At 40.6% G+C, this 17894-nt stretch carries 19 protein-coding genes and 1 other RNA gene; 7 read left to right on the top strand and 13 right to left on the bottom strand.

Annotated elements, in window-relative coordinates; genetic code table 11:
• Positions 1–5: 5 nt before the first annotated feature.
• The 3 genes from JMN17_RS04405 to JMN17_RS04395 form a co-directional block, all read right to left on the bottom strand.
• Complete coding sequence (locus tag JMN17_RS04405) at positions 6–707, bottom strand: MBL fold metallo-hydrolase (protein ID WP_202327504.1); 702 nt, start codon at positions 705–707, stop codon at positions 6–8.
• A gap of 74 nt (positions 708–781) precedes the next feature.
• The gene (locus JMN17_RS04400; RefSeq protein WP_202327502.1) at positions 782–1264 is read right to left on the bottom strand and encodes a GyrI-like domain-containing protein; all 483 of its coding nucleotides are present in this window, start codon (positions 1262–1264) and stop codon (positions 782–784) included.
• A gap of 53 nt (positions 1265–1317) precedes the next feature.
• Positions 1318–2256 carry a helix-turn-helix transcriptional regulator gene (locus tag JMN17_RS04395; protein ID WP_202327500.1) on the bottom strand — a complete coding sequence of 313 codons (939 nt, stop codon included), beginning with the start codon at positions 2254–2256 and terminating at the stop codon, positions 1318–1320.
• Between the two features lie 207 nt (positions 2257–2463).
• Here JMN17_RS04395 and csk22 point away from each other — a divergent pair, with 207 nt between their 5' ends.
• Complete coding sequence (gene csk22 / locus JMN17_RS04390; protein WP_087993874.1) at positions 2464–3009, top strand: mother cell-specific sporulation protein Csk22; 546 nt, start codon at positions 2464–2466, stop codon at positions 3007–3009.
• Positions 3010–3034: 25 nt separating this feature from the next.
• Here csk22 and czrA read toward each other — a convergent pair whose 3' ends face one another.
• On the bottom strand, positions 3035–3358 hold the full coding sequence (gene czrA / locus JMN17_RS04385; protein ID WP_014114065.1) for a Zn(II)-responsive metalloregulatory transcriptional repressor CzrA: 324 nt from the start codon (positions 3356–3358) through the stop codon (positions 3035–3037).
• A gap of 192 nt (positions 3359–3550) precedes the next feature.
• Between czrA and JMN17_RS04380 the strand changes: the two genes are divergently transcribed.
• On the top strand, positions 3551–4228 hold the full coding sequence (locus tag JMN17_RS04380) for a lysozyme family protein (RefSeq protein WP_087993875.1): 678 nt from the start codon (positions 3551–3553) through the stop codon (positions 4226–4228).
• An 88-nt stretch (positions 4229–4316) separates the two neighbouring features.
• Here JMN17_RS04380 and JMN17_RS04375 read toward each other — a convergent pair whose 3' ends face one another.
• Together JMN17_RS04375 and JMN17_RS04370 are read right to left on the bottom strand one after the other, a co-directional pair.
• On the bottom strand, positions 4317–4853 hold the full coding sequence (locus JMN17_RS04375; protein ID WP_087993876.1) for a DUF420 domain-containing protein: 537 nt from the start codon (positions 4851–4853) through the stop codon (positions 4317–4319).
• Between the two features lie 136 nt (positions 4854–4989).
• Positions 4990–5772, bottom strand: coding sequence for a VLRF1 family aeRF1-type release factor (locus JMN17_RS04370; protein WP_087993877.1), 783 nt, complete (start codon positions 5770–5772; stop codon positions 4990–4992).
• Between the two features lie 170 nt (positions 5773–5942).
• Here JMN17_RS04370 and JMN17_RS04365 point away from each other — a divergent pair, with 170 nt between their 5' ends.
• The 5 genes from JMN17_RS04365 (at position 5943) to desR (ending at position 10554) form a co-directional block, all read left to right on the top strand.
• Positions 5943–6440, top strand: coding sequence for a hypothetical protein (locus JMN17_RS04365; RefSeq protein ID WP_087993878.1), 498 nt, complete (start codon positions 5943–5945; stop codon positions 6438–6440).
• Between the two features lie 63 nt (positions 6441–6503).
• Positions 6504–7481, top strand: coding sequence for a S66 family peptidase (locus JMN17_RS04360; protein ID WP_202327498.1), 978 nt, complete (start codon positions 6504–6506; stop codon positions 7479–7481).
• 164 nt (positions 7482–7645) lie between these two features.
• Positions 7646–8701, top strand: a complete 1056-nt coding sequence (gene desE, locus JMN17_RS04355; protein ID WP_202327496.1) for a fatty acid desaturase DesE — start codon at positions 7646–7648, stop codon at positions 8699–8701.
• A 121-nt stretch (positions 8702–8822) separates the two neighbouring features.
• On the top strand, positions 8823–9935 hold the full coding sequence (locus JMN17_RS04350; protein ID WP_087993834.1) for a sensor histidine kinase: 1113 nt from the start codon (positions 8823–8825) through the stop codon (positions 9933–9935).
• 19 nt (positions 9936–9954) lie between these two features.
• Entirely contained in the window at positions 9955–10554 is a 600-nt protein-coding gene (gene desR, locus JMN17_RS04345) for a two-component system response regulator DesR (protein ID WP_087993835.1), read from the top strand.
• A gap of 33 nt (positions 10555–10587) precedes the next feature.
• Here desR and JMN17_RS04340 read toward each other — a convergent pair whose 3' ends face one another.
• From JMN17_RS04340 to JMN17_RS04310, 7 genes are all read right to left on the bottom strand, one after another.
• Complete coding sequence (locus JMN17_RS04340; protein ID WP_087993836.1) at positions 10588–12177, bottom strand: solute:sodium symporter family transporter; 1590 nt, start codon at positions 12175–12177, stop codon at positions 10588–10590.
• Between the two features lie 182 nt (positions 12178–12359).
• On the bottom strand, positions 12360–13223 hold the full coding sequence (locus JMN17_RS04335) for a LysM peptidoglycan-binding and 3D domain-containing protein (protein WP_087993837.1): 864 nt from the start codon (positions 13221–13223) through the stop codon (positions 12360–12362).
• A gap of 247 nt (positions 13224–13470) precedes the next feature.
• Entirely contained in the window at positions 13471–15246 is a 1776-nt protein-coding gene (gene recQ / locus JMN17_RS04330) for a DNA helicase RecQ (RefSeq protein WP_087993838.1), read from the bottom strand.
• Between the two features lie 141 nt (positions 15247–15387).
• Positions 15388–15573: non-coding RNA, 6S RNA (ssrS, locus tag JMN17_RS04325), on the bottom strand.
• A 229-nt stretch (positions 15574–15802) separates the two neighbouring features.
• Positions 15803–16429 carry an FMN-dependent NADH-azoreductase AzoJ gene (gene azoJ, locus JMN17_RS04320; protein ID WP_087993839.1) on the bottom strand — a complete coding sequence of 209 codons (627 nt, stop codon included), beginning with the start codon at positions 16427–16429 and terminating at the stop codon, positions 15803–15805.
• A 150-nt stretch (positions 16430–16579) separates the two neighbouring features.
• Complete coding sequence (locus JMN17_RS04315; RefSeq protein ID WP_087993840.1) at positions 16580–17071, bottom strand: TraR/DksA family transcriptional regulator; 492 nt, start codon at positions 17069–17071, stop codon at positions 16580–16582.
• A 218-nt stretch (positions 17072–17289) separates the two neighbouring features.
• On the bottom strand, positions 17290–17634 hold the full coding sequence (locus tag JMN17_RS04310) for a PH domain-containing protein (protein ID WP_003220141.1): 345 nt from the start codon (positions 17632–17634) through the stop codon (positions 17290–17292).
• Between the last annotated feature and the right edge of the window lie 260 nt (positions 17635–17894).

Genomic DNA, 17894 nt, shown 5'->3' with positions numbered 1-17894 from the left:
GTTCATCATCCTTTCTTTGCTTTTTGGATCGCCTGGCGCATCCGTTCTGCGGGTGACCTAAGGAAATTCCCATGTCCGACAGCGAGACAGGAAGGCGACTTGTCGGCGAGCGATTGAGCGCTTTTAATGGCTTCCTCCTTATTCCATGTGGCGAAAGCGGGAAAAGGAAACGCCCATTTCATCTGGCCTGATACAGCGATTCCTCCGCGCAATTGGAACGCATCTCCAGCTATGATAGTGCCGTTTCTCGTATCAAGAAATGACATGCTGCCCGGTGTATGGCCTGGTGTAGGAATAGCGAGCAGTGAACCTATTGTTTCACCGCCTGTCAGCAGATGGTGAGGCTTTGTTTGCACGTGTTTCGGAATACCTCCTTTTATAGGTGTCTGCGGCTCATCATGACGCAGCGATGTGTCGCCTTGCATCAGGAAAGAATCCCGTTCTGAGATCATCACCTTTGCGTGAGGAAATGCTTGTGTCAATGCATCCAGTGATCCGACATGATCACCATGGGCATGGGTCAGTAAAATATGCTGAAGCGGTTTTCCCAGCTGATTTACAGCTTGAATGATTCCTTTATAGCTGCCCGGCAGTGCGGCATCAATCAGGGTGACTTCGTTTTCTTCCTCTACTAAATAGCAATTGACCGGAAATAATCTCGGAAAAAAAGTCAGCTGCCAAACCGTTTGGTACTGAGTAACTCTCATCTTTTCATTCCCCCTAATAAAACTAATGGTGTTAGTTTTATTATTAACTAACACCATTAGTTTATCAAGAGTTATTATTTATTTATGGCTACATAAATATTAACCTGCGCTCGGTGAGGTACTGCTGCACTTTGATCATACACCTCAAAGTCACCTGTAAATGTACGCAAATAACGCTTATCCCAAGCCCAAATCTCCTTCCACGTTTCAAGCACAACCTCTTCAATAGGGCCGATTCTGGAAGTGAATACAGCATAAGCGGAAGCCGGCAGATCAATGTTTTCATATGGTTCTGGAAGAGTGCGGCTGTCCTCCTGAAACGTTCCGACTGAAAACGTGTAAAACCCATTCGTCTCCTGCTCGTAATTGGAATATAAGGCGATAATGCTTTGATCTTTTTCAGCCTCTGAGAAAAGAATGCTCATATCCTGCTGCCAGAATTGATCCCACAGTGCCGGGATCCGCCCTTCTTCCGTCATTTCCAATGCATTGCTTGTCTGCCGTGAAAGTCCGGCAAACCGTTTCTGTTTTAAGTGTGTCATATGTGAAAAACTCATACGATCCCTCCTTTTTACTTAGATTATAAAAAAAGAAACCTGACAGCAGTATGTCAGGTTTCATATACTTTTTGCATCTGATTAAGGGTATCTTTTACTTTTTCCCGTATATGAAGAGGTTCCAGAATCTCAATATCCTTTCCAAACTGCAGCAAAAAACCGATCAGCCATTGATCTTCAGGAAGAGAAATCACGGCCCGGCAGTTCTCAACTTCATCACAATGAAGAACATCATATCCGAACCATTCACGTATGCGCTGACGTGCTGCCGGCTGAACAAGAATGACCAGTTCAGTTAAACGGTCCTTTTGGTACCAGTTCTTATCCCACGGCAAGGTCTCAAGCTGAATGTCTTTTCTGATAAAGGACTGATGTGAGATGGTCAGATCTTTCATTCGGTTCAGTTTAAAAAAGCGAAAATCGTTTCTAACTAGACAATAGGCATATAAATACCAGTGCCCCGCCTTGCAAACCAAAGTGTAAGGTTCCGTTTCACGAAGAAGTGTTTCCCCGCTTGCGTTTGTATATGTAAATGATACCGTCGACAATCGATCAATGGCGGCACTGATTTTCTCACGAAGCGCCTTTTGATCCTCAGTTCGGCCCCAAGCCGTCATGTCAATAAACCATTTTTCTGTTTGGTGCTTAAATGCTTCAGCAGATTGCTCCGGTATGAGGTGCTTGATTTTTTGATAAGCTGTGCTGTGAGAAACAGGTTCGTACATAGATGAGACACTCTGCAAAGCAGAAGCAATCGCAAATAGTTCCTCCTCTTTCAGCCACTCTCTCTCAAGCCGATACGTTTCCATAATGCCAATTCCGCCCCCGGAGCCCTGTGAGGTCACAATCGGAATACCAGCCCTATTGATCGTATCAATATCACGGTAAATTGTTCTGACGGATACTTCAAACATCTCAGCAAGTTCAGCGGCCTGCACTTGTTTTTTGCTGATTAATAACACAACAATTGCTAACAAACGTTCCAGTTTCATTTTGTGCACCTTTTCTTCTATTGTTTTCCAGAGAAATTAATCATAACATTTTTATAACGCTTGGGCATATCTATTATGCGGCCCAAAGAACCTCCGCATATGTTATGAAAACAGGGGTTTCCCCTTCTTTTTTGTGTTCAGTATTGTTTTCAGCTACTATTTTGAACCGGATAAGCATACACTTCTCAACGGAGGGGATTTCACATCATGCATCTTACACTTCAGAGCATTTATCCTGCCATGATTATTATCTTTTTTCTGTATAAAAAAATTAAAAGGTCTATTGGATATCAGCCGCTGAAGCCTCGCTGGCTGTTTACCCGTATGATTCTTTTCTCACTGTTTGCTTTTGGTCTTTCGATCTTCAGCGTCATTCACCCTTTTTTATATGGATATCTCATTTTCGGCATTCTTGGCGGCTGGCTCCTTGTCTTTTTCGCCAAGAAAAATATCTCCTTTGAAAAACGCAGAGGAAAAATCTATTTTCGCACTCATATTTGGGTAGAAATGATTCTTTTAACCTTATTTCTATCAAGATTTCTTTATCGAGTGACAGAGCTCTATCTTACCTCGCCTGATCTAAACAGCCTTGAATCGTACAGTCAGTCAATCGGAACAGATCCTCTGACAATTGGCGTCTTTTTTCTGATAGCTGTTTATTATATCGGGTTTTCCTCTTTTGTCATTAAGCTCAGCAGAAACGAACTCGATCAGAACAGACGCAATAAAGAAAAAGACATCCTTGCCCGCTAGCAGCGATTAAGCAAGGATATCTTTTTTAATCATGTTGTGTATGATGGATCATTTGCTGAAGAACATCTAAAACGTGTTCATCCTCCGGAGAGTAGTAAATGGATGTTCCTTCTCTGCGCGATTTGACAAGCCGGAGATTTTTTAAGAATCTGAGCTGGTGGGAGACAGTAGATTGCAGTAAATTCAGCTTTTCCGCAATTCCGTTTACAGCATGTTCACCCTGGGATAATAAATGGAGAATCCTGATTCTGGTAGGATCAGAAAGCGCTTTGAATGTTTGTGCGACTAGAAACAGCGTTTCCTCGTCCAGATCAGCAGCTGTCCGGTCCGTTTCTCTAAATTCAGTCATCTGTATCACCTTTCTTTATTCGTAGTTTTATCTTATAACAAATGTGCTTGGGTGCAAACCAGTCCACTTGTATTCCAATTCAATCTCATAGTTTAAATTTATGTTTCAAATCAGGTTTTTACTTGGTCTGATATACCGTTCTGTGTCATAATAAAAAGGTCATATTGCTTCAAACATTAAGGGTGAAACACAGTGAAGAAAAAGAGAAAAGGCTGTTTCGCTGCTGCGGGTTTTATAATGATTTTTGTCTTTGTCACCGCCTCTTTTTTGTTGATGTTGCTTTTTTTCAACCGGGATTTAATCAAAAAACTTCCGATCGATACAAAAACGATTGTTTTGGAACGTTTAACCGATTATAAACCGCTGGTGGAAGACGAGCTTGAAAATCAAGGACTCTCTCATTATACATCACTCATACTTGGCATGATGTATCAGGAGTCAAAAGGAAAAGGCAATGATCCCATGCAGTCCTCTGAATCTCTGGGGTTAAAACGCAATGAGATAACAGACCCTCAACTCAGTGTTAAACAAGGCATCAAGCAATTTACCCTCATGTACAAGACCGGCAAGGAAAAAGATGTAGATTTGGATACCATTATTCAAAGCTATAACATGGGGGCAGGTTACATTGATTTTGTAGCTGATCATGGAGGCGCGCATACTGAGGAATTGGCAAAACAATACTCCGAGCAGCAAGTCAAAAAAAATCCCGATTTGTATACTTGCGGGGGAAATGTGAATAATTTCCGCTATCCGTATTGCTACGGTGATTACACGTATGCAGAAAAAGTAAAAGAAAAAACAAAAACTGTTGAAGAATCTTTACAGGTTGCAACACTTGAAACTATGGAATCAAAGGCTCATGAATAGGAGTCTATCAATTTATTGGCAAAAGCCCAACTGATTTGGGCTTTTGCCATATTTACAAGCGCAAAAAAAGCCATACTCAGTATGGCTTTTAATAATACGGTGATATCATCAGATATACTACAACGCCTGTAAGGCTTACATACAGCCACAGAGGCATTGTCCATCTGGCTATTTTTTTATGGCGCTCCACCTGCATGCTGAAGCCTCTGATTAGTGTAAATAGCGCAAGCGGCACAATGATTGCAGAAAGGAAGATATGCGTAATTAAGATAAAGAAGTAAATCGAACGCATAATACCTTCTCCGCCATACAGCGTATTCTCTGCAATCGAATGGTAAACAACATAACAAATCAAAAATAGTAATGTTGTTGTGAAAGCGGCTAAAATAAAGCGTTTATGAGCTTTAATATTTTTCTGTTTAATCATAATCAGCGCGGCCAATAAGAAGATAAACGTAAAGCTGTTGAATATCGCATTCAGCATAGGCAAAATGTGAATATTCGCATGGCTGAACTGATCTAATTTAGGCATAAAAAACAGCACTGCGATTAAACCGTTAATCAGAACTGTCAGCGTAAGGACAATCCCCGTATAATTTTTCGGTTTATTTTCTGTTTGATTCATTTGATGACCTCTCCTATTTGTACTGGCTATCCAAATCGTATGCAAATTCGAAGAGGTTGTCAACGTTTTCGTATGCTTCGTCAGAAATTAGACACACTTCAAAGGCCGGCGGCTTGTAGCCCCGGCCCTGTTCGGTTCACGCCTCTTTGATTAAATGCTCAATGGCCTTATGTTCATTTTCATTCAGAAGGTTCTTTTGAATTTTCGAATGAATCGGTTTATTCATATGCTGATCCAAAATATCCGCTGTTTCTTTATCACCGGCGATGACCATTCGTTCCCATCTTTTCGCGGCCGCTTTTTGATCAAGGTTGGCAGCCAGCCGCTTATACAGTCTTGTCTGGTTCTCTGTTACATGTTCCCTCATTCGGTCCTCTTCAAACGGTACCGCTTTTTTTGCAGAGGAATGGCGATTCTCCCACGACTCATTGATGATATCATACTCATAATGCTCAACCGCCTCAATTTCACCTAATACTGTTTCAATAATTTTCACTTCATGCTGCTGAGTTAAAATAAACGCCGTACTTGGGTACGTTTGGCGTAACCCTTTTAGCTGGTCCAGAACAGCTGTTTCTTCCCAGTAAAATCTTGTTTCTACAGGGATTTGAAGCTTAATTGGTTCCCATATACCGCTATCGGAAACAAAAAACACGAGACTGCGGGGCATGTCTTTACCCATTTCATTGAGGTGTTGCTCAATTTTCGTTCTGATACCTTGCAGACACTTCTCTTCCTCTGGATCACTTGCTGCCAAATACTCTTTTAATCGGCCGAATCCTGACTTTAGGGCAATCTTCCATTCTCCCCCCTGCTGCTCTGGATCTCTCATGTCTGTATTAAGATATAGGGAGAGAATTTTATCGGGCGGTTCCAATTGGACATACTTTAATTTCTTAATCAATGAATCAATCGCCATTCCGATTCCTCCTTTTTCACAGGTTAGTTTTCTTTTTCCTCTCTTAAAAACGATCAAACCTTACTTTGCGCTAATTTCTAGTAATATTCGTTTTATTATTTACAATGCTCCTTTCATCTAATACAATTGGTAACTGTGTTTCTAAGCTGATTTCTGAAAGGAGTTTGATCTTGTTTACTGTTAAAGAAAAAAATCGCGAAGAACTTGAAGAAGAACTGAATGATTTAGAATTTCAAATTTACCGCATGCAGGAGAATATGAAGGATCTATCTAAAGATGCCAAAGTGCTTGGTATTGATCAATCGAAACATGAAGAGTGGTTGATTGTTTCCTCGATTGATGATGGCCAAACATGCAAAATTATGCTTACTGATTGTAAAACGGCTTACAGAGGAAAAGGCAATTTTTCACTTGTAGCGTCTTACAAGGATGATGCCATTCATATCGGGGACATAAAAGGCCCTCCGAATCACGGGTTTGGTTCCATTTGCATGAAATATTTAAAAGATATCGCCAGAGACCACAATATTCCGAAAGTCACAGGCGACATTGCCAAGCGTGATTGGAATCATGTAGACCGGCTGATTCATTTTTATGAAAAACATCAATTCCAAGTATGCGTCGATCATGATACACAATCAGGCAGCATTAAGTGGGTCGATTTGTAAAGAAGTCTGGAAGAATGAGCCAAGATATGCTGTAATGGTATAAAACCATTAATGGAGGGTGCTATGATCGCCGCAAAGTTGAAAAAGGGAGACGAAATCCGGATCGTGTCTCCCGCGACCAGCATGTCTAAATTATCAAATGAAGCAAAAATTCAAGCAAAAACCACATTAGAACGCTTAGGTTATCGAGTAACCATCGCTGAACACGCAAATGAATGTAACGAATTTGATTCATCCTCTATCGAATCAAGAGTTCATGATCTGCACGCTGCCTTTTTCGATCCAGGTGTCAAAGCGATTTTAACAACACTTGGAGGTTTCAATTCAAATCAGCTGCTGCGCTATCTTGATTTCGAAAAAATCAAACAGCATCCAAAAATTCTGTGCGGCTATTCCGATATAACGGCCCTCGGCAACGCCATTTATCAAAAAACGGGTCTTGTTACGTATTCAGGTCCCCATTTTTCAACATTCGCAATGAAAAAAGGACTCGAATATACAAAAGAGTATTTTCTTTCTTGCTGCGCTTCGGACGACCCGTTTCAGATTCATCCTTCGAGCGAATGGAGCGATGACCGCTGGTATTTGGATCAAGAAAACAGGCACTTTTATCCTCATAACGGCCCTGTTGTGATCCAAGAGGGATCTGCGGAAGGCACCTTGATTGGCGGAAACCTTTGCACACTTAATTTGCTGCAAGGAACGGAGTATTTTCCTGAAACAGAAAATACGATTTTATTGATTGAAGATGATGATATGTCAGACATCCACATGTTTGACCGCGATCTGCAATCCCTCATCCACCTCCCCGCTTTTTCTCATGTGAAGGCGGTTTTGATCGGCAGATTTCAAAAAGCATCAAATGTATCAATCGAGCAGGTAACAGCCATGATTAAAACAAAAAAAGAATTATCCGGCCTCCCAATCATCGCAAATATAAATGCCGGACACACCTCACCAATTGCCACGTTTCCTATAGGGGGAACATGCAGGGTTGAAGCTGTTGCGGGTACATCACGAATATGGATCGACAAACATTAATCAGCTTGTAAATTTTTTTACAAGCTTTTTTAGTGCAAACAGTTATGCAAGCCGCACGAGGAGCCATGACAAATGTCATATATGATGCATGATGTGTGCTACTACAAAACCCTTCTCTGATTAGCGTATACTTAACCGAGACACACAATGAGAGGATACTTACTATGACTGAACAAACCATTGCACATAAACAAAAACAGCTGACAAAGCAAGTCGCTGCTTTTGCTAAACCCGAAACAAAAAACAGCCTGATTCAGCTTTTGAACACGTTTATCCCTTTCTTCGGACTGTGGTTTCTTGCTTATTTCAGCCTCAATGTCTCCTATCTCCTTACGATAGCATTAACAGTAATTGCCGCAGGATTTTTGACGAGAATTTTTATCATATTCCATGACTGCTGCCATCAATCATTTTTCAAACAAAAGCGCTTTAACCATATTCTCGGTTTTGTGACCGGTGTCCTGACTTTATTTCCTTATCTTCAATGGCAGCATAGCCATTCGATTCATCATGCGACAAGCAGCAATCTGGATAAACGCGGGACAGGAGACATCTGGATGTTAACAGTAAACGAATATAAAGCTGCATCTACACGAACAAAGCTTGCATATAGGCTTTATAGAAATCCGTTTATCATGTTTATTCTCGGACCGATTTATGTTTTTCTGATTACTAACCGTTTTAACAAAAAAGGCGCAAGACGTAAAGAACGTGTAAACACATATCTTACGAATGTGGCAATTGTAGCGTTGGCTGCTGCTTGCTGTCTGATCTTTGGCTGGCAATCGTTTTTACTGGTGCAGGGCCCTATTTTTCTGATTTCAGGTTCAATCGGGGTTTGGCTGTTTTATGTGCAGCATACCTTTGAAGATTCTTATTTTGAAGCAGATGAAAACTGGAGCTATGTCCAGGCAGCTGTGGAAGGCAGTTCATTTTATCAACTCCCGAAACTGCTTCAATGGCTCACAGGCAATATCGGGTACCACCATGTTCACCATTTGAGTCCAAAGGTGCCTAACTATAAGCTTGAAGTTGCTCATAAACATCACGAACCATTGAAAAACGTACCGACAATTACCTTAAAAACAAGTCTGCAGTCACTTGGATTCCGCCTTTGGGATGAAGATAAAAAACAATTTGTATCATTTCGGGATATCAAACATATCCCTTCCAGCCTTCCGCCCGATTCAACAGAAAAACAGAAACTGCGGAACGCCTGATGATGAAGGAGGTCTTCTCTTATACACAAGAAGGCTTCCTTTTTATTGTTCAAGGGTGCATTCTGGCTTTCGCAATGATAAAGTTACATATAAGATGAAAAGCTGAAAATGAGGGAATATCATGATTAAAAAACATTTTACATTTCAAAAACTAAGCGGGATTACGCCTTATATATGGACGATATTTTTCATCCTTCCCTTCTACTTTATATGGCAATCATCATCTACATTTGTTATCATCATCGGCATCATTTTGACGCTTTTATTTTTTTCGATATATAGATTTGCTTTTGTCTCAAAAGGCTGGGCCATTTATTTGTGGGCGTTTTTATTAATCGGCATTTCAACAGCCTCCATTACGCTGTTCAGTTATATTTATTTTGCTTTTTTTATCGCTTATTTTATTGGAAACATAAAAGAACGTGTCCCTTTTCATATTTTATATTACGTCCATTTAATAAGCGCTGCCGTCGCAGCCAATTTCAGCCTCGTATTAAAAAAAGAATTCTTTCTGACTCAAATTCCTTTTGTCGTCATTACCCTCATCAGCGCGATTTTATTGCCGTTCAGTATTAGAAGCCGCAAAGAACGCGAACGACTCGAAGAAAAACTCGAGAATGCAAATGAACGGATTGCTGACCTGGTGAAATTAGAAGAGCGGCAGCGAATTGCCCGTGACCTCCACGATACACTTGGGCAAAAGCTTTCTCTAATCGGTTTAAAAAGCGACTTGGCGAGAAAATTGATATACAAAGACCCTGAACAAGCAACACGTGAACTAAAAAGCGTTCAGCAAACTGCGAGAACTTCTTTAAATGAAGTCAGAAAAATCGTATCTTCCATGAAAGGCATCCGGCTAAAGGATGAAATCATAAACATCAAACAAATTCTTGAAGCAGCCGGCATTACGTTTATCTACGAGGAAGATCAATTGCCGGATAATATCTCATTGCTTAATGAAAACATATTAAGCATGTGCTTAAAGGAAGCTGTCACTAATGTCGTCAAACACAGTCAGGCTAAGACCTGCCGAGTCGACATTCAACAGCTCTGGAAGGAAGTTGTCATTACAGTGACTGACGATGGAACGTTTCAAGGTGAAGAGAAGTACTTTTCAAAAGGACATGGCCTGCTTGGCATGAGAGAACGGCTTGAATTTGCAAACGGGAGCCTACACATTGATACAAAAAACGGCACCAAGCTTACCATGTCAATTCCTAATAACTCAAAATAAACAAAAAAGGATGGCTTACATGATTAGTATATTTATTGCGGAAGATCAGCAAATGCTCTTGGGCGCTTTAGGATCACTTCTGAATTTAGAAGACGATATGGAAGTTGTCGGCAAAGGTACAAACGGTCAAGATGCTGTTGATTTTGTCAAAAAACATCAGCCTGATGTATGCATTATGGACATTGAAATGCCCGGAAAAACGGGGCTTGAAGCTGCTGAGGAGTTAAAGGACACAGGCTGTAACATTATTATCCTAACCACTTTTACCAGACCCGGCTACTTTCAGAGAGCCATTAAAGCCGGCGTTAAGGGCTATTTGTTAAAAGACAGTCCGAGCGAAGAGCTCGCGAGCGCCATCCGAAGCGTCATGAACGGAAAACGCATCTATGCACCTGAGCTGATGGAGGACATATACAGCGAGGCTAACCCTCTTACAGACAGAGAAAAAGAAGTGCTCGAACTTGTGGCTGACGGTAAAAACACAAAAGAAATCGCTCAGGAACTCAGCATCAAAAGCGGGACGGTGCGAAATTATATCTCAATGATTCTAGACAAACTTGAAGTGAAAAACCGAATAGAAGCCATTACCCGGTCAAAGGAAAAAGGCTGGTTTAAATAAAAAGGATCTTGGCAGGTGCCAAGATCCTTTTTGCTAACCCGCAATTCCCCATGGTGAAAACACAAGGTACGTCGCCGCAACTAAAATCAGAATGATACAGGACGCCAGCTTTACGTGCTTCCAAGGTGTTATATCCACTTGCGGGTTGTGATCGAGCTTATAGTCCGTTTCCCTGGGATACAGCTTTCCTGTCAGAAGCATCACAGCCACTGAAAATGGAAAGAGTACGGCAAGGATGTATAGAAAATGAATGTGCCCTAAATAGATTTTTGATAAGCCATATAAAACAATATGGGCTGGTATTGCTATTTTCACAGCTAAAGCCGGCACTTTTTTTGTAAAGAAGCCAATGACGATCGCTGCTAATATCGGAACATTAAAAAATCCGAACATCTCTTGAAGATAGTTGTACAGCCCTGATGGCGCATATAAAATAAAGGGTGCGATGACAATCGATACCAGCCCGAGAACCGCGACAAAAATCCGCCCTGTTTTGACCAGCTCAGCTTCATTTGCATGAGGCTTAAAGACCGGTTTGTATATGTCCAGAGTAAACAACGTAATGGTACTGTTTAGAGAGCCGTTAAACGAGCTTAAAATCGCTCCGAATAAAATAGCGGCGAATACACCGGTAAGCGATGCCGGCAATAAATCGACGATCAGACGGGGATATACACTGTCAGCATTTTTAATGCCGCCTCCATATAAATGAAAGGCAATCACTCCGGGGACGACTAAATAAAACACACCAATAAGTTTAAAGAAACCTGCTAAAAGAGCGCCCTTTTGTCCTTCAGCTAGATTTTTCGCTCCTAATGTCCGCTGAACAATCGCTTGGTTAACAGCCCAATAAAAGAGATTATTCACTAATAGTCCTGTTAAAATCGTCGGCCACGGCACATCTGCCGAATTGCTGATATCAATTGAATTGAGTTTGTCTGTATGTAAAGCCGTCAGCTGTGCAACTCCGCCCCCAAAGCTGCCTTGTCCGACTGCAAGAACTCCTAATATCACAATAAAAAAACCGCCTAAAATTAATCCGATTCCGTATATGGCATCTGCTGATGCAGCAGCTTTCAATCCGCCAAAAAAGATATAACAGCAGCTCGTTACGCCAATGATTAAGGATATCAGCAAAACAGCCATAAATGTGCTGATGCCAAATGTATCTGTAATGCGGAAGACTTGATTTAACACGAGAGCGCCTGAATACAGTACTGTCGGCAGGAATGAAACAGCGTAGCCGATGATAAGCAGCACCGAAACGATCTGTCTTGTTCTTTGATCAAACCGCTTCTCTAGAAAATCAGGTATGGTAGTAATTCCTGTTTTTAAATAACGAGGCAAAAAGACAAGCGCCAGAAAAATTAACGCAAGCGGCGCACTCGCTTCCCATGACATCGCTGTCATAGACCCTGCATAGCTTTGTCCATTTAACCCAACCATCTGCTCTGTTGATAAATTGGTTAACAGCAGCGAGCTTCCGATATATAACGCAGTCAGACTTCTTCCTCCGAGAAAATATCCATCGGACGATTGCAAGTTAACCTCCTTTGTTCTCCGCCATGAAAATAGAAATATCCCGATATTGATAACCAGAAAAGATACAATAATCCAAAGCAACAGTCAGCAACTCCTTCTGCAAAATAGTTAGATGATAGGGACATATACCATCTACCCATTTTTCACACGCGAAAAACATCAGGACCGCTTTTCTTTTATCAGCATAAGATAGAAACATCTTTACACAGAACGAAAAAAAGACACAAGCCAAAAGCTCGCGTCTTTTATCACAATCTATATGATTAGTTTAAGATTTTTACACTTACAGTTTTGACGCCCCAATTGGATGCATCACTTTTATTTGGTACAAATACATCGATTTTGTTACCTTTAATAGCGCCGCCAGTATCTCCTGCTGTTGCTTCACCGTAGCCTTCAACATAGACTTTAGAACCTAGAGGAATCACATTAGGATCAACCGCGATAACTTTCGCGTTCGGGTTCTTATTTAAGTCAATGCCTGTTGCTGTAACGCCGGAAATGCCGCCGTCGTTAGCAGTGTAAGCAGTAGCAGTAACTGTTAGTTCTTTTGAAGCTTCTTGATGATTTGTATTTGATTGAACAGCCTTTTCTTCTGTAGGAACAGAAGTTTCTGCTGCAGCCTTTGTTTCTTGTTTTGGTTGTTGTTGAACTGTTTCTTGTTTAGGTTGCTCTTTTTGCACAGCTTCTTGTTTTGTTTGAGTTTGAGGTGCGCTTGTTTGCGTATTCTCAGTAACTGCGTTTGCTGCTGTTGCCTGACCTTTTACTGAAAGTGTTGATCCAGCATAGATCATGTCAGAGCTTAGGTTATTCCAAACTTTCAGGTTGTTGACTGTCGTTCCGAATTGTTGAGCAATCTTTGTCAGCGTGTCTCCCGCTTTAATTGTATATTGCCCAGTAGTGGTTGTTTCTTCTGAAGAAATGGTCAGTTTTTCTCCTGTAATGATTTTATCAGAAGTTAACTTGTTCCATTCTTTTAAGTCCTTTAGGTTCACTCCGTTTTTCTGAGAGATTCCCCAGAGCGTATCACCCTTTTGCACCGTGATTTCTTTTGCAGAAGCGTGAGCTCCGAATGCAGTTGATGAAAGTGCAGCAACTGCTACAAAGGACATAATCGTCTTCTTCATAAGTAAATCCTCCCTTGTTAGCTTTTTATTGGCGGCTAACAGGTGCTATCGTAACACACGTAAATGTCAAATCAATAACAAAAAGATATGATTTAGATTACAGTTCCTTTACATGAAGGATTTCTCTCGGCTGGAAAGACTTGCTGAACCCCTGATATAATAGGCTTCGCAAGTCTTTTTAATCTGAGGCAAAATAGAGAAAATAAAATGAGTTTTTTATATAAAAAAATATTGATTTTCTGTTTTTTTAGTCTGTCACCCTTGCATAAGCTTGTATTTCTTGTAAAAAAAGCCGGCCGTATTTTGCTCTTTTTTGTTCTCCGACTCCTTTTATAGACAAAAGTTCCTCGTCATTTACGGGCTGTTTGCCCGACATTTCTTTTAACGTTTGGTCAGAGAAAACAACAAAAGGCGGAACACCCTGCTCTGCCGCAATATCTTTGCGAACCATGCGCAGACGCTCAAACAGCTCATCATTTTCAGTAATCGCTGCCGCTTTTAATGCTTCTTTTCTTGTGACTGATAATTCCCCTCTCAGTACATTCCTTCCTTTACTGCTGACTAAAAGAGTCGGAAACGTTCCGTCTGACATCCTAATGAAATCGTCAGAAATAAGAAATTCGATAAAGTCACTGATTTCCCCTACTGATTGGTGTTTTAATATCCCGTATGTTGAGAGATCGGTAAAGCCGTTTTCAAGAACTTTTTTATTTCTAGATCCGGCCAGCACCTGTGCAACCATCGTCTTGCCAAACCGTTCTTTCATGCGAATGATACACGATAAGACCATTTGCGCCTCTCGTGTCACGTCATGGGCCGTTCTAGTATCAGTACAGTTTCCGCACTGTCCACACGCATCAGGCTCCTTTTCTCCAAAATACATAAGGATAAAACGCTGCAGACAATCTTCCGTGTGACAATAGTCGACCATTTGTCTCAGCTTTTTCAAATCCTGCTTTTGTTTCTCTTCATGCTCTGATTGTTCTATTAAAAAACGCTGTACCATAATATCCTGCGGTGAAAACAGGAGAACACATTCACTTTCAAGACCGTCCCGCCCAGCTCGTCCAGCCTCTTGATAATAGCTTTCCATATCTTTCGGAATTTGGGCATGCAGCACAAATCTAATATTGGATTTATCAATGCCCATTCCAAAAGCAGAGGTTGCCACCATAACCTGCAGCTCATCATTAAGAAATCTTTCCTGCTGCTCTTTTCTCACATCGTCAGCCAAGCCCCCGTGATACCGCCCTGCACTGATCTGATTTCGTTTCAGTTTCTCATAAATCCGATCAGCTTCTTTTCTGGTCGCTGTATAGACAATGCCTGCTTCATGTTTGTTGTTTTGCACATATTCATCAATAAAACGATCTTTATTTTCTCCTTTTGCTACTTTAAACGTTAAATTGTCTCGAGAAAATCCGGTATATACCGTATGATCTTTTTGAATATGCAGCTGTTTGCAGATATCCTCATGAACTTCGGGTGTGGCCGTTGCTGTTAATGCTATGATGACAGGTTTGTCATGTAATTCTCGGAATAATATTTCAATATTTCTGTAGCTTGGCCTGAAATCGTGTCCCCATTGAGAAATACAGTGAGCCTCATCTATTGCGACTAAAGGAACATCAATGCCCTGCAAAATCCGAATAAACTCTGTAGATGTTAATCGCTCCGGTGTAATGTAAAAAAGCTTATAAGCCCCTTCTTTGAGCCCGTTCAGCCTCTCATATATTTCCTGATTAGATTGTGTGCTGTTAATGTAGGCAGCATTAATTCCCGCTTCTTCTAACGCATCGACTTGATCCTTCATCAAGGAAATCAACGGCGAAATGACGATCGTTGTCCCTTCAAACATCAGGGCCGGAATTTGATAGCAAATCGATTTGCCTCCTCCCGTCGGCATAATGCAGGCCGTGTTTTGCCTCGCTTCCGTCACCGAGCGGATCGCTTCCTCTTGGCCGCTGCGAAGCTTTTCATAGCCAAAATAATGGGCCAGAAGGGATTGGGCTCTATGTAACATAACGTGTAAACCTCGCTTTTTCTTGAATTTCTCCCATCATATCATAAAAAAGTGCTCTTCATTTCTTTCAAACAGAAACTGAATTTTCACGATATCAAGCTTTTTTAGATAAAATAAAAAGCCATTTCCAAAAAGGAAATGGCTTTCGCTACGTCTTGCCGTATGCAAGTAAGAAAGTTTTAAACCACCACTCCTCAAAGTGGGTGTTTGCAGAAGCGTTCCTGTCGTCCTCTACATGGAGGCGTGACATTCCGGCTTCGATATAAAACTCCCTATTACAGCTTAAAGGTTAAAACTTAATTAACAATACGCACAAAGTAGCTTCTTTTATATAGTACACCATCAGCTGATTTTTATCAAGGGGCCAGAACAATTGTTCAGAAAAACTTTTTCCAGCGATTAAAACTGCTTTTTCGCTATTATATATGACAATTTGACAAACACAAAATATATTACAATAAAAAAACAGCCTTTTTCGCTAAGAGGAATGATCACTTTCTTCTATATAATATGTAAACAAAAAACTCCTATCACAACGATAGGAGTTTTGGCATAATTAGAATTTTGCAGCAAGATCTTTTGCTTCTTGTAAACCTTTTTCAACGATTTCTTGTGCTTGATCAGGCGCTGCGTTATGTCCTTCGATGACAACTGTGTGCAAGTCTTGAACACCCCAGAAACCAAGAACTGTTTTCATGAAGTTTAATGACATTTCAAGTGCAGCCATTGGTCCTTCAGAATAAACACCGCCGCGCGCGTTAAGAAGCGCAACTTTTTTGCCGCCCATTAAACCAACTGGCCCTTCTTGTGTGTATTTGAATGTAACGCCTGCACGAGACAGGTAATCAACATAAGTATGAAGCACTGCCGGCACTGTGAAGTTCCAAAGTGGGAATGCGAAAACAACTTTGTCAGCTTTTACAAACTGATTCAGATATTTGTCAGCAATTGCTGCTTGTTTTTTCTCTTCTTCTGTCATTTCCATTCCTTGACCTGCTTTAAATGTTCCGTTAATCATATCTCTTCCAAGGTAAGGAAGGTTTTCTTTATGAAGATCTAATTCAACCACTTCATCCGCAGGGTTGTTTTCTTTATAAGCACCTAAGAAAGCTTCGTAAAGTTTAGTTGAAACGCCTTCTTCAGCTGTACGGTCGCTTGTTTTTACAAATAATACTGTAGACATTTGTATTCCTCCCGGTAAACTTTTTATATTTACTTACTAATAGTATGTTACTTTCTTTTTCACTAGAAGTCAAACACTTTATTTTAAATATGAGATTTCTCCCCAAAAAAAAGCAAGTACATCTACTATCGGTGTACTTGCTTGCCATTTTCACTTCGAATCTTGTTCCCGATCCAAAATTTCATACGTCTGAGAGCTTTTTTGATCAACTGTTTCTTCATTGGATAGATCTTTTATCTGTTCGTGAAACTCTCTTTCAAATGACGGAGCATCTGTCTCCAAATCATCCTCCGCATCAGCTTGAGCTTCAACTGTCATTCTTGCATAGGGAACAGCTTCAAGCCTTTCATAAGGAATGTCTTGGCCAGTTTTTTCACATACTCCGTACGTTCCGTCTTTCATTTTTTGTAACGCATGGTTGACCTCTTCCAACAGCTCCCGGTCAATTTCTCTCACCGTTTGGTCTGTCATCCGATCTGTGACGAGCGTGCCGTGATCTCCCATATGGTTGTCAATTCCATTGGAAAGCTCCCCCACTTCTTCCGTCATTGATTTTGTTTCCTTTTTTTCGCCAGACATTTCTTTTTGCATATCGAGCAATTTATGGTAGAGATGCTGTGTTTGTTCTTTTGTCAGTGCCATGTGTATCCTCTCCTTTCTATCCTGATTCCCGTTTTGCCGCCTGTCAAACATGGGAACTTTGATAGAAAGTTGAGCTGCTGCTTTTTTGAACAAATCGTAATCGCAGGCGGTAATGATATTTCAGGTATTCTCTTTTTGCGGTACACAGTATGTGCACTCTGCTCTGTTTTTATATAAAAAAAGCCTAACCATTTTTGAACGGCTGGCTCATCAAATATTCAGCTGCACAAGTGCTTTGTCAGCACCGCTTGAACTTCGCTTAAATCGGTGTCTTTTGCAAATTCTAATTCAAAGGTTTTGCTTCTTGTCATCAACAATAATCCAGTGTCGGGATCAAACATGCCCGCTTCTTGGATCGCAAAGCTTTCAATTGTTTTATATGGGAGAAATACACGAACCTTCTTTTTAGAAAACATCTTATTGTCAAAGAAAATGATCCGTTTATTTGTAAAGCAAATTTGATCAACTCGGAGCTTATAAATCGATTCTATTCTTTCCCCTTCAACAAGCAAAGCTTCAAGCTTCTTTGCGTCTGTTGATCTGCTAACAGAAAAAATACCCAATGAAGAACCCCTCTTTCTGCATTTATCTAATTGTTTTAACATTCATTACATAAAAATAAGTCCTTTATCCCTATATAAGAATACGACATAGAAGACATTTAAACCATTACGAACAGATTACATTTTTCAAATTTTTGATTTGTTTTCCGTCTTTTAAGCTGTTGCATCAAGTAATACGCACGTACAAAGAAAAAAGTTTCAATATTCAGCAGTATTTTTTGAAAAATTGGTTTTTTACGTTTTCTTGAATTTTGTTTTAT

This window comes from Bacillus sp. RHFS10 (genome assembly GCF_016757475.1).
GTDB classification, from domain to species: Bacteria; Bacillota; Bacilli; order Bacillales; family Bacillaceae; genus Bacillus; species Bacillus subtilis_G.
The sequence above is the reverse complement of the archived record's forward strand: the minus strand, read 5'-3'. Positions and strand labels throughout refer to the sequence as shown.

What these genes read in the sequence shown, in the direction of transcription:
- JMN17_RS04405 (WP_202327504.1), bottom strand. Translation starts at nt 707, where the DNA reads ATGAGAGTTACTCAGTACCAAACGGTTTGGCAGCTGACTTTTTTTCCG.
- JMN17_RS04400 (WP_202327502.1), bottom strand. Translation starts at nt 1,264, where the DNA reads ATGAGTTTTTCACATATGACACACTTAAAACAGAAACGGTTTGCCGGA.
- JMN17_RS04395 (WP_202327500.1), bottom strand. Translation starts at nt 2,256, where the DNA reads ATGAAACTGGAACGTTTGTTAGCAATTGTTGTGTTATTAATCAGCAAA.
- csk22 (WP_087993874.1), top strand. Translation starts at nt 2,464, where the DNA reads ATGCATCTTACACTTCAGAGCATTTATCCTGCCATGATTATTATCTTT.
- czrA (WP_014114065.1), bottom strand. Translation starts at nt 3,358, where the DNA reads ATGACTGAATTTAGAGAAACGGACCGGACAGCTGCTGATCTGGACGAG.
- JMN17_RS04375 (WP_087993876.1), bottom strand. Translation starts at nt 4,853, where the DNA reads ATGAATCAAACAGAAAATAAACCGAAAAATTATACGGGGATTGTCCTT.
- JMN17_RS04370 (WP_087993877.1), bottom strand. Translation starts at nt 5,772, where the DNA reads ATGGCGATTGATTCATTGATTAAGAAATTAAAGTATGTCCAATTGGAA.
- JMN17_RS04360 (WP_202327498.1), top strand. Translation starts at nt 6,504, where the DNA reads ATGATCGCCGCAAAGTTGAAAAAGGGAGACGAAATCCGGATCGTGTCT.
- desE (WP_202327496.1), top strand. Translation starts at nt 7,646, where the DNA reads ATGACTGAACAAACCATTGCACATAAACAAAAACAGCTGACAAAGCAA.
- JMN17_RS04350 (WP_087993834.1), top strand. Translation starts at nt 8,823, where the DNA reads ATGATTAAAAAACATTTTACATTTCAAAAACTAAGCGGGATTACGCCT.
- desR (WP_087993835.1), top strand. Translation starts at nt 9,955, where the DNA reads ATGATTAGTATATTTATTGCGGAAGATCAGCAAATGCTCTTGGGCGCT.
- JMN17_RS04335 (WP_087993837.1), bottom strand. Translation starts at nt 13,223, where the DNA reads ATGAAGAAGACGATTATGTCCTTTGTAGCAGTTGCTGCACTTTCATCA.
- recQ (WP_087993838.1), bottom strand. Translation starts at nt 15,246, where the DNA reads ATGTTACATAGAGCCCAATCCCTTCTGGCCCATTATTTTGGCTATGAA.
- azoJ (WP_087993839.1), bottom strand. Translation starts at nt 16,429, where the DNA reads ATGTCTACAGTATTATTTGTAAAAACAAGCGACCGTACAGCTGAAGAA.
- JMN17_RS04315 (WP_087993840.1), bottom strand. Translation starts at nt 17,071, where the DNA reads ATGGCACTGACAAAAGAACAAACACAGCATCTCTACCATAAATTGCTC.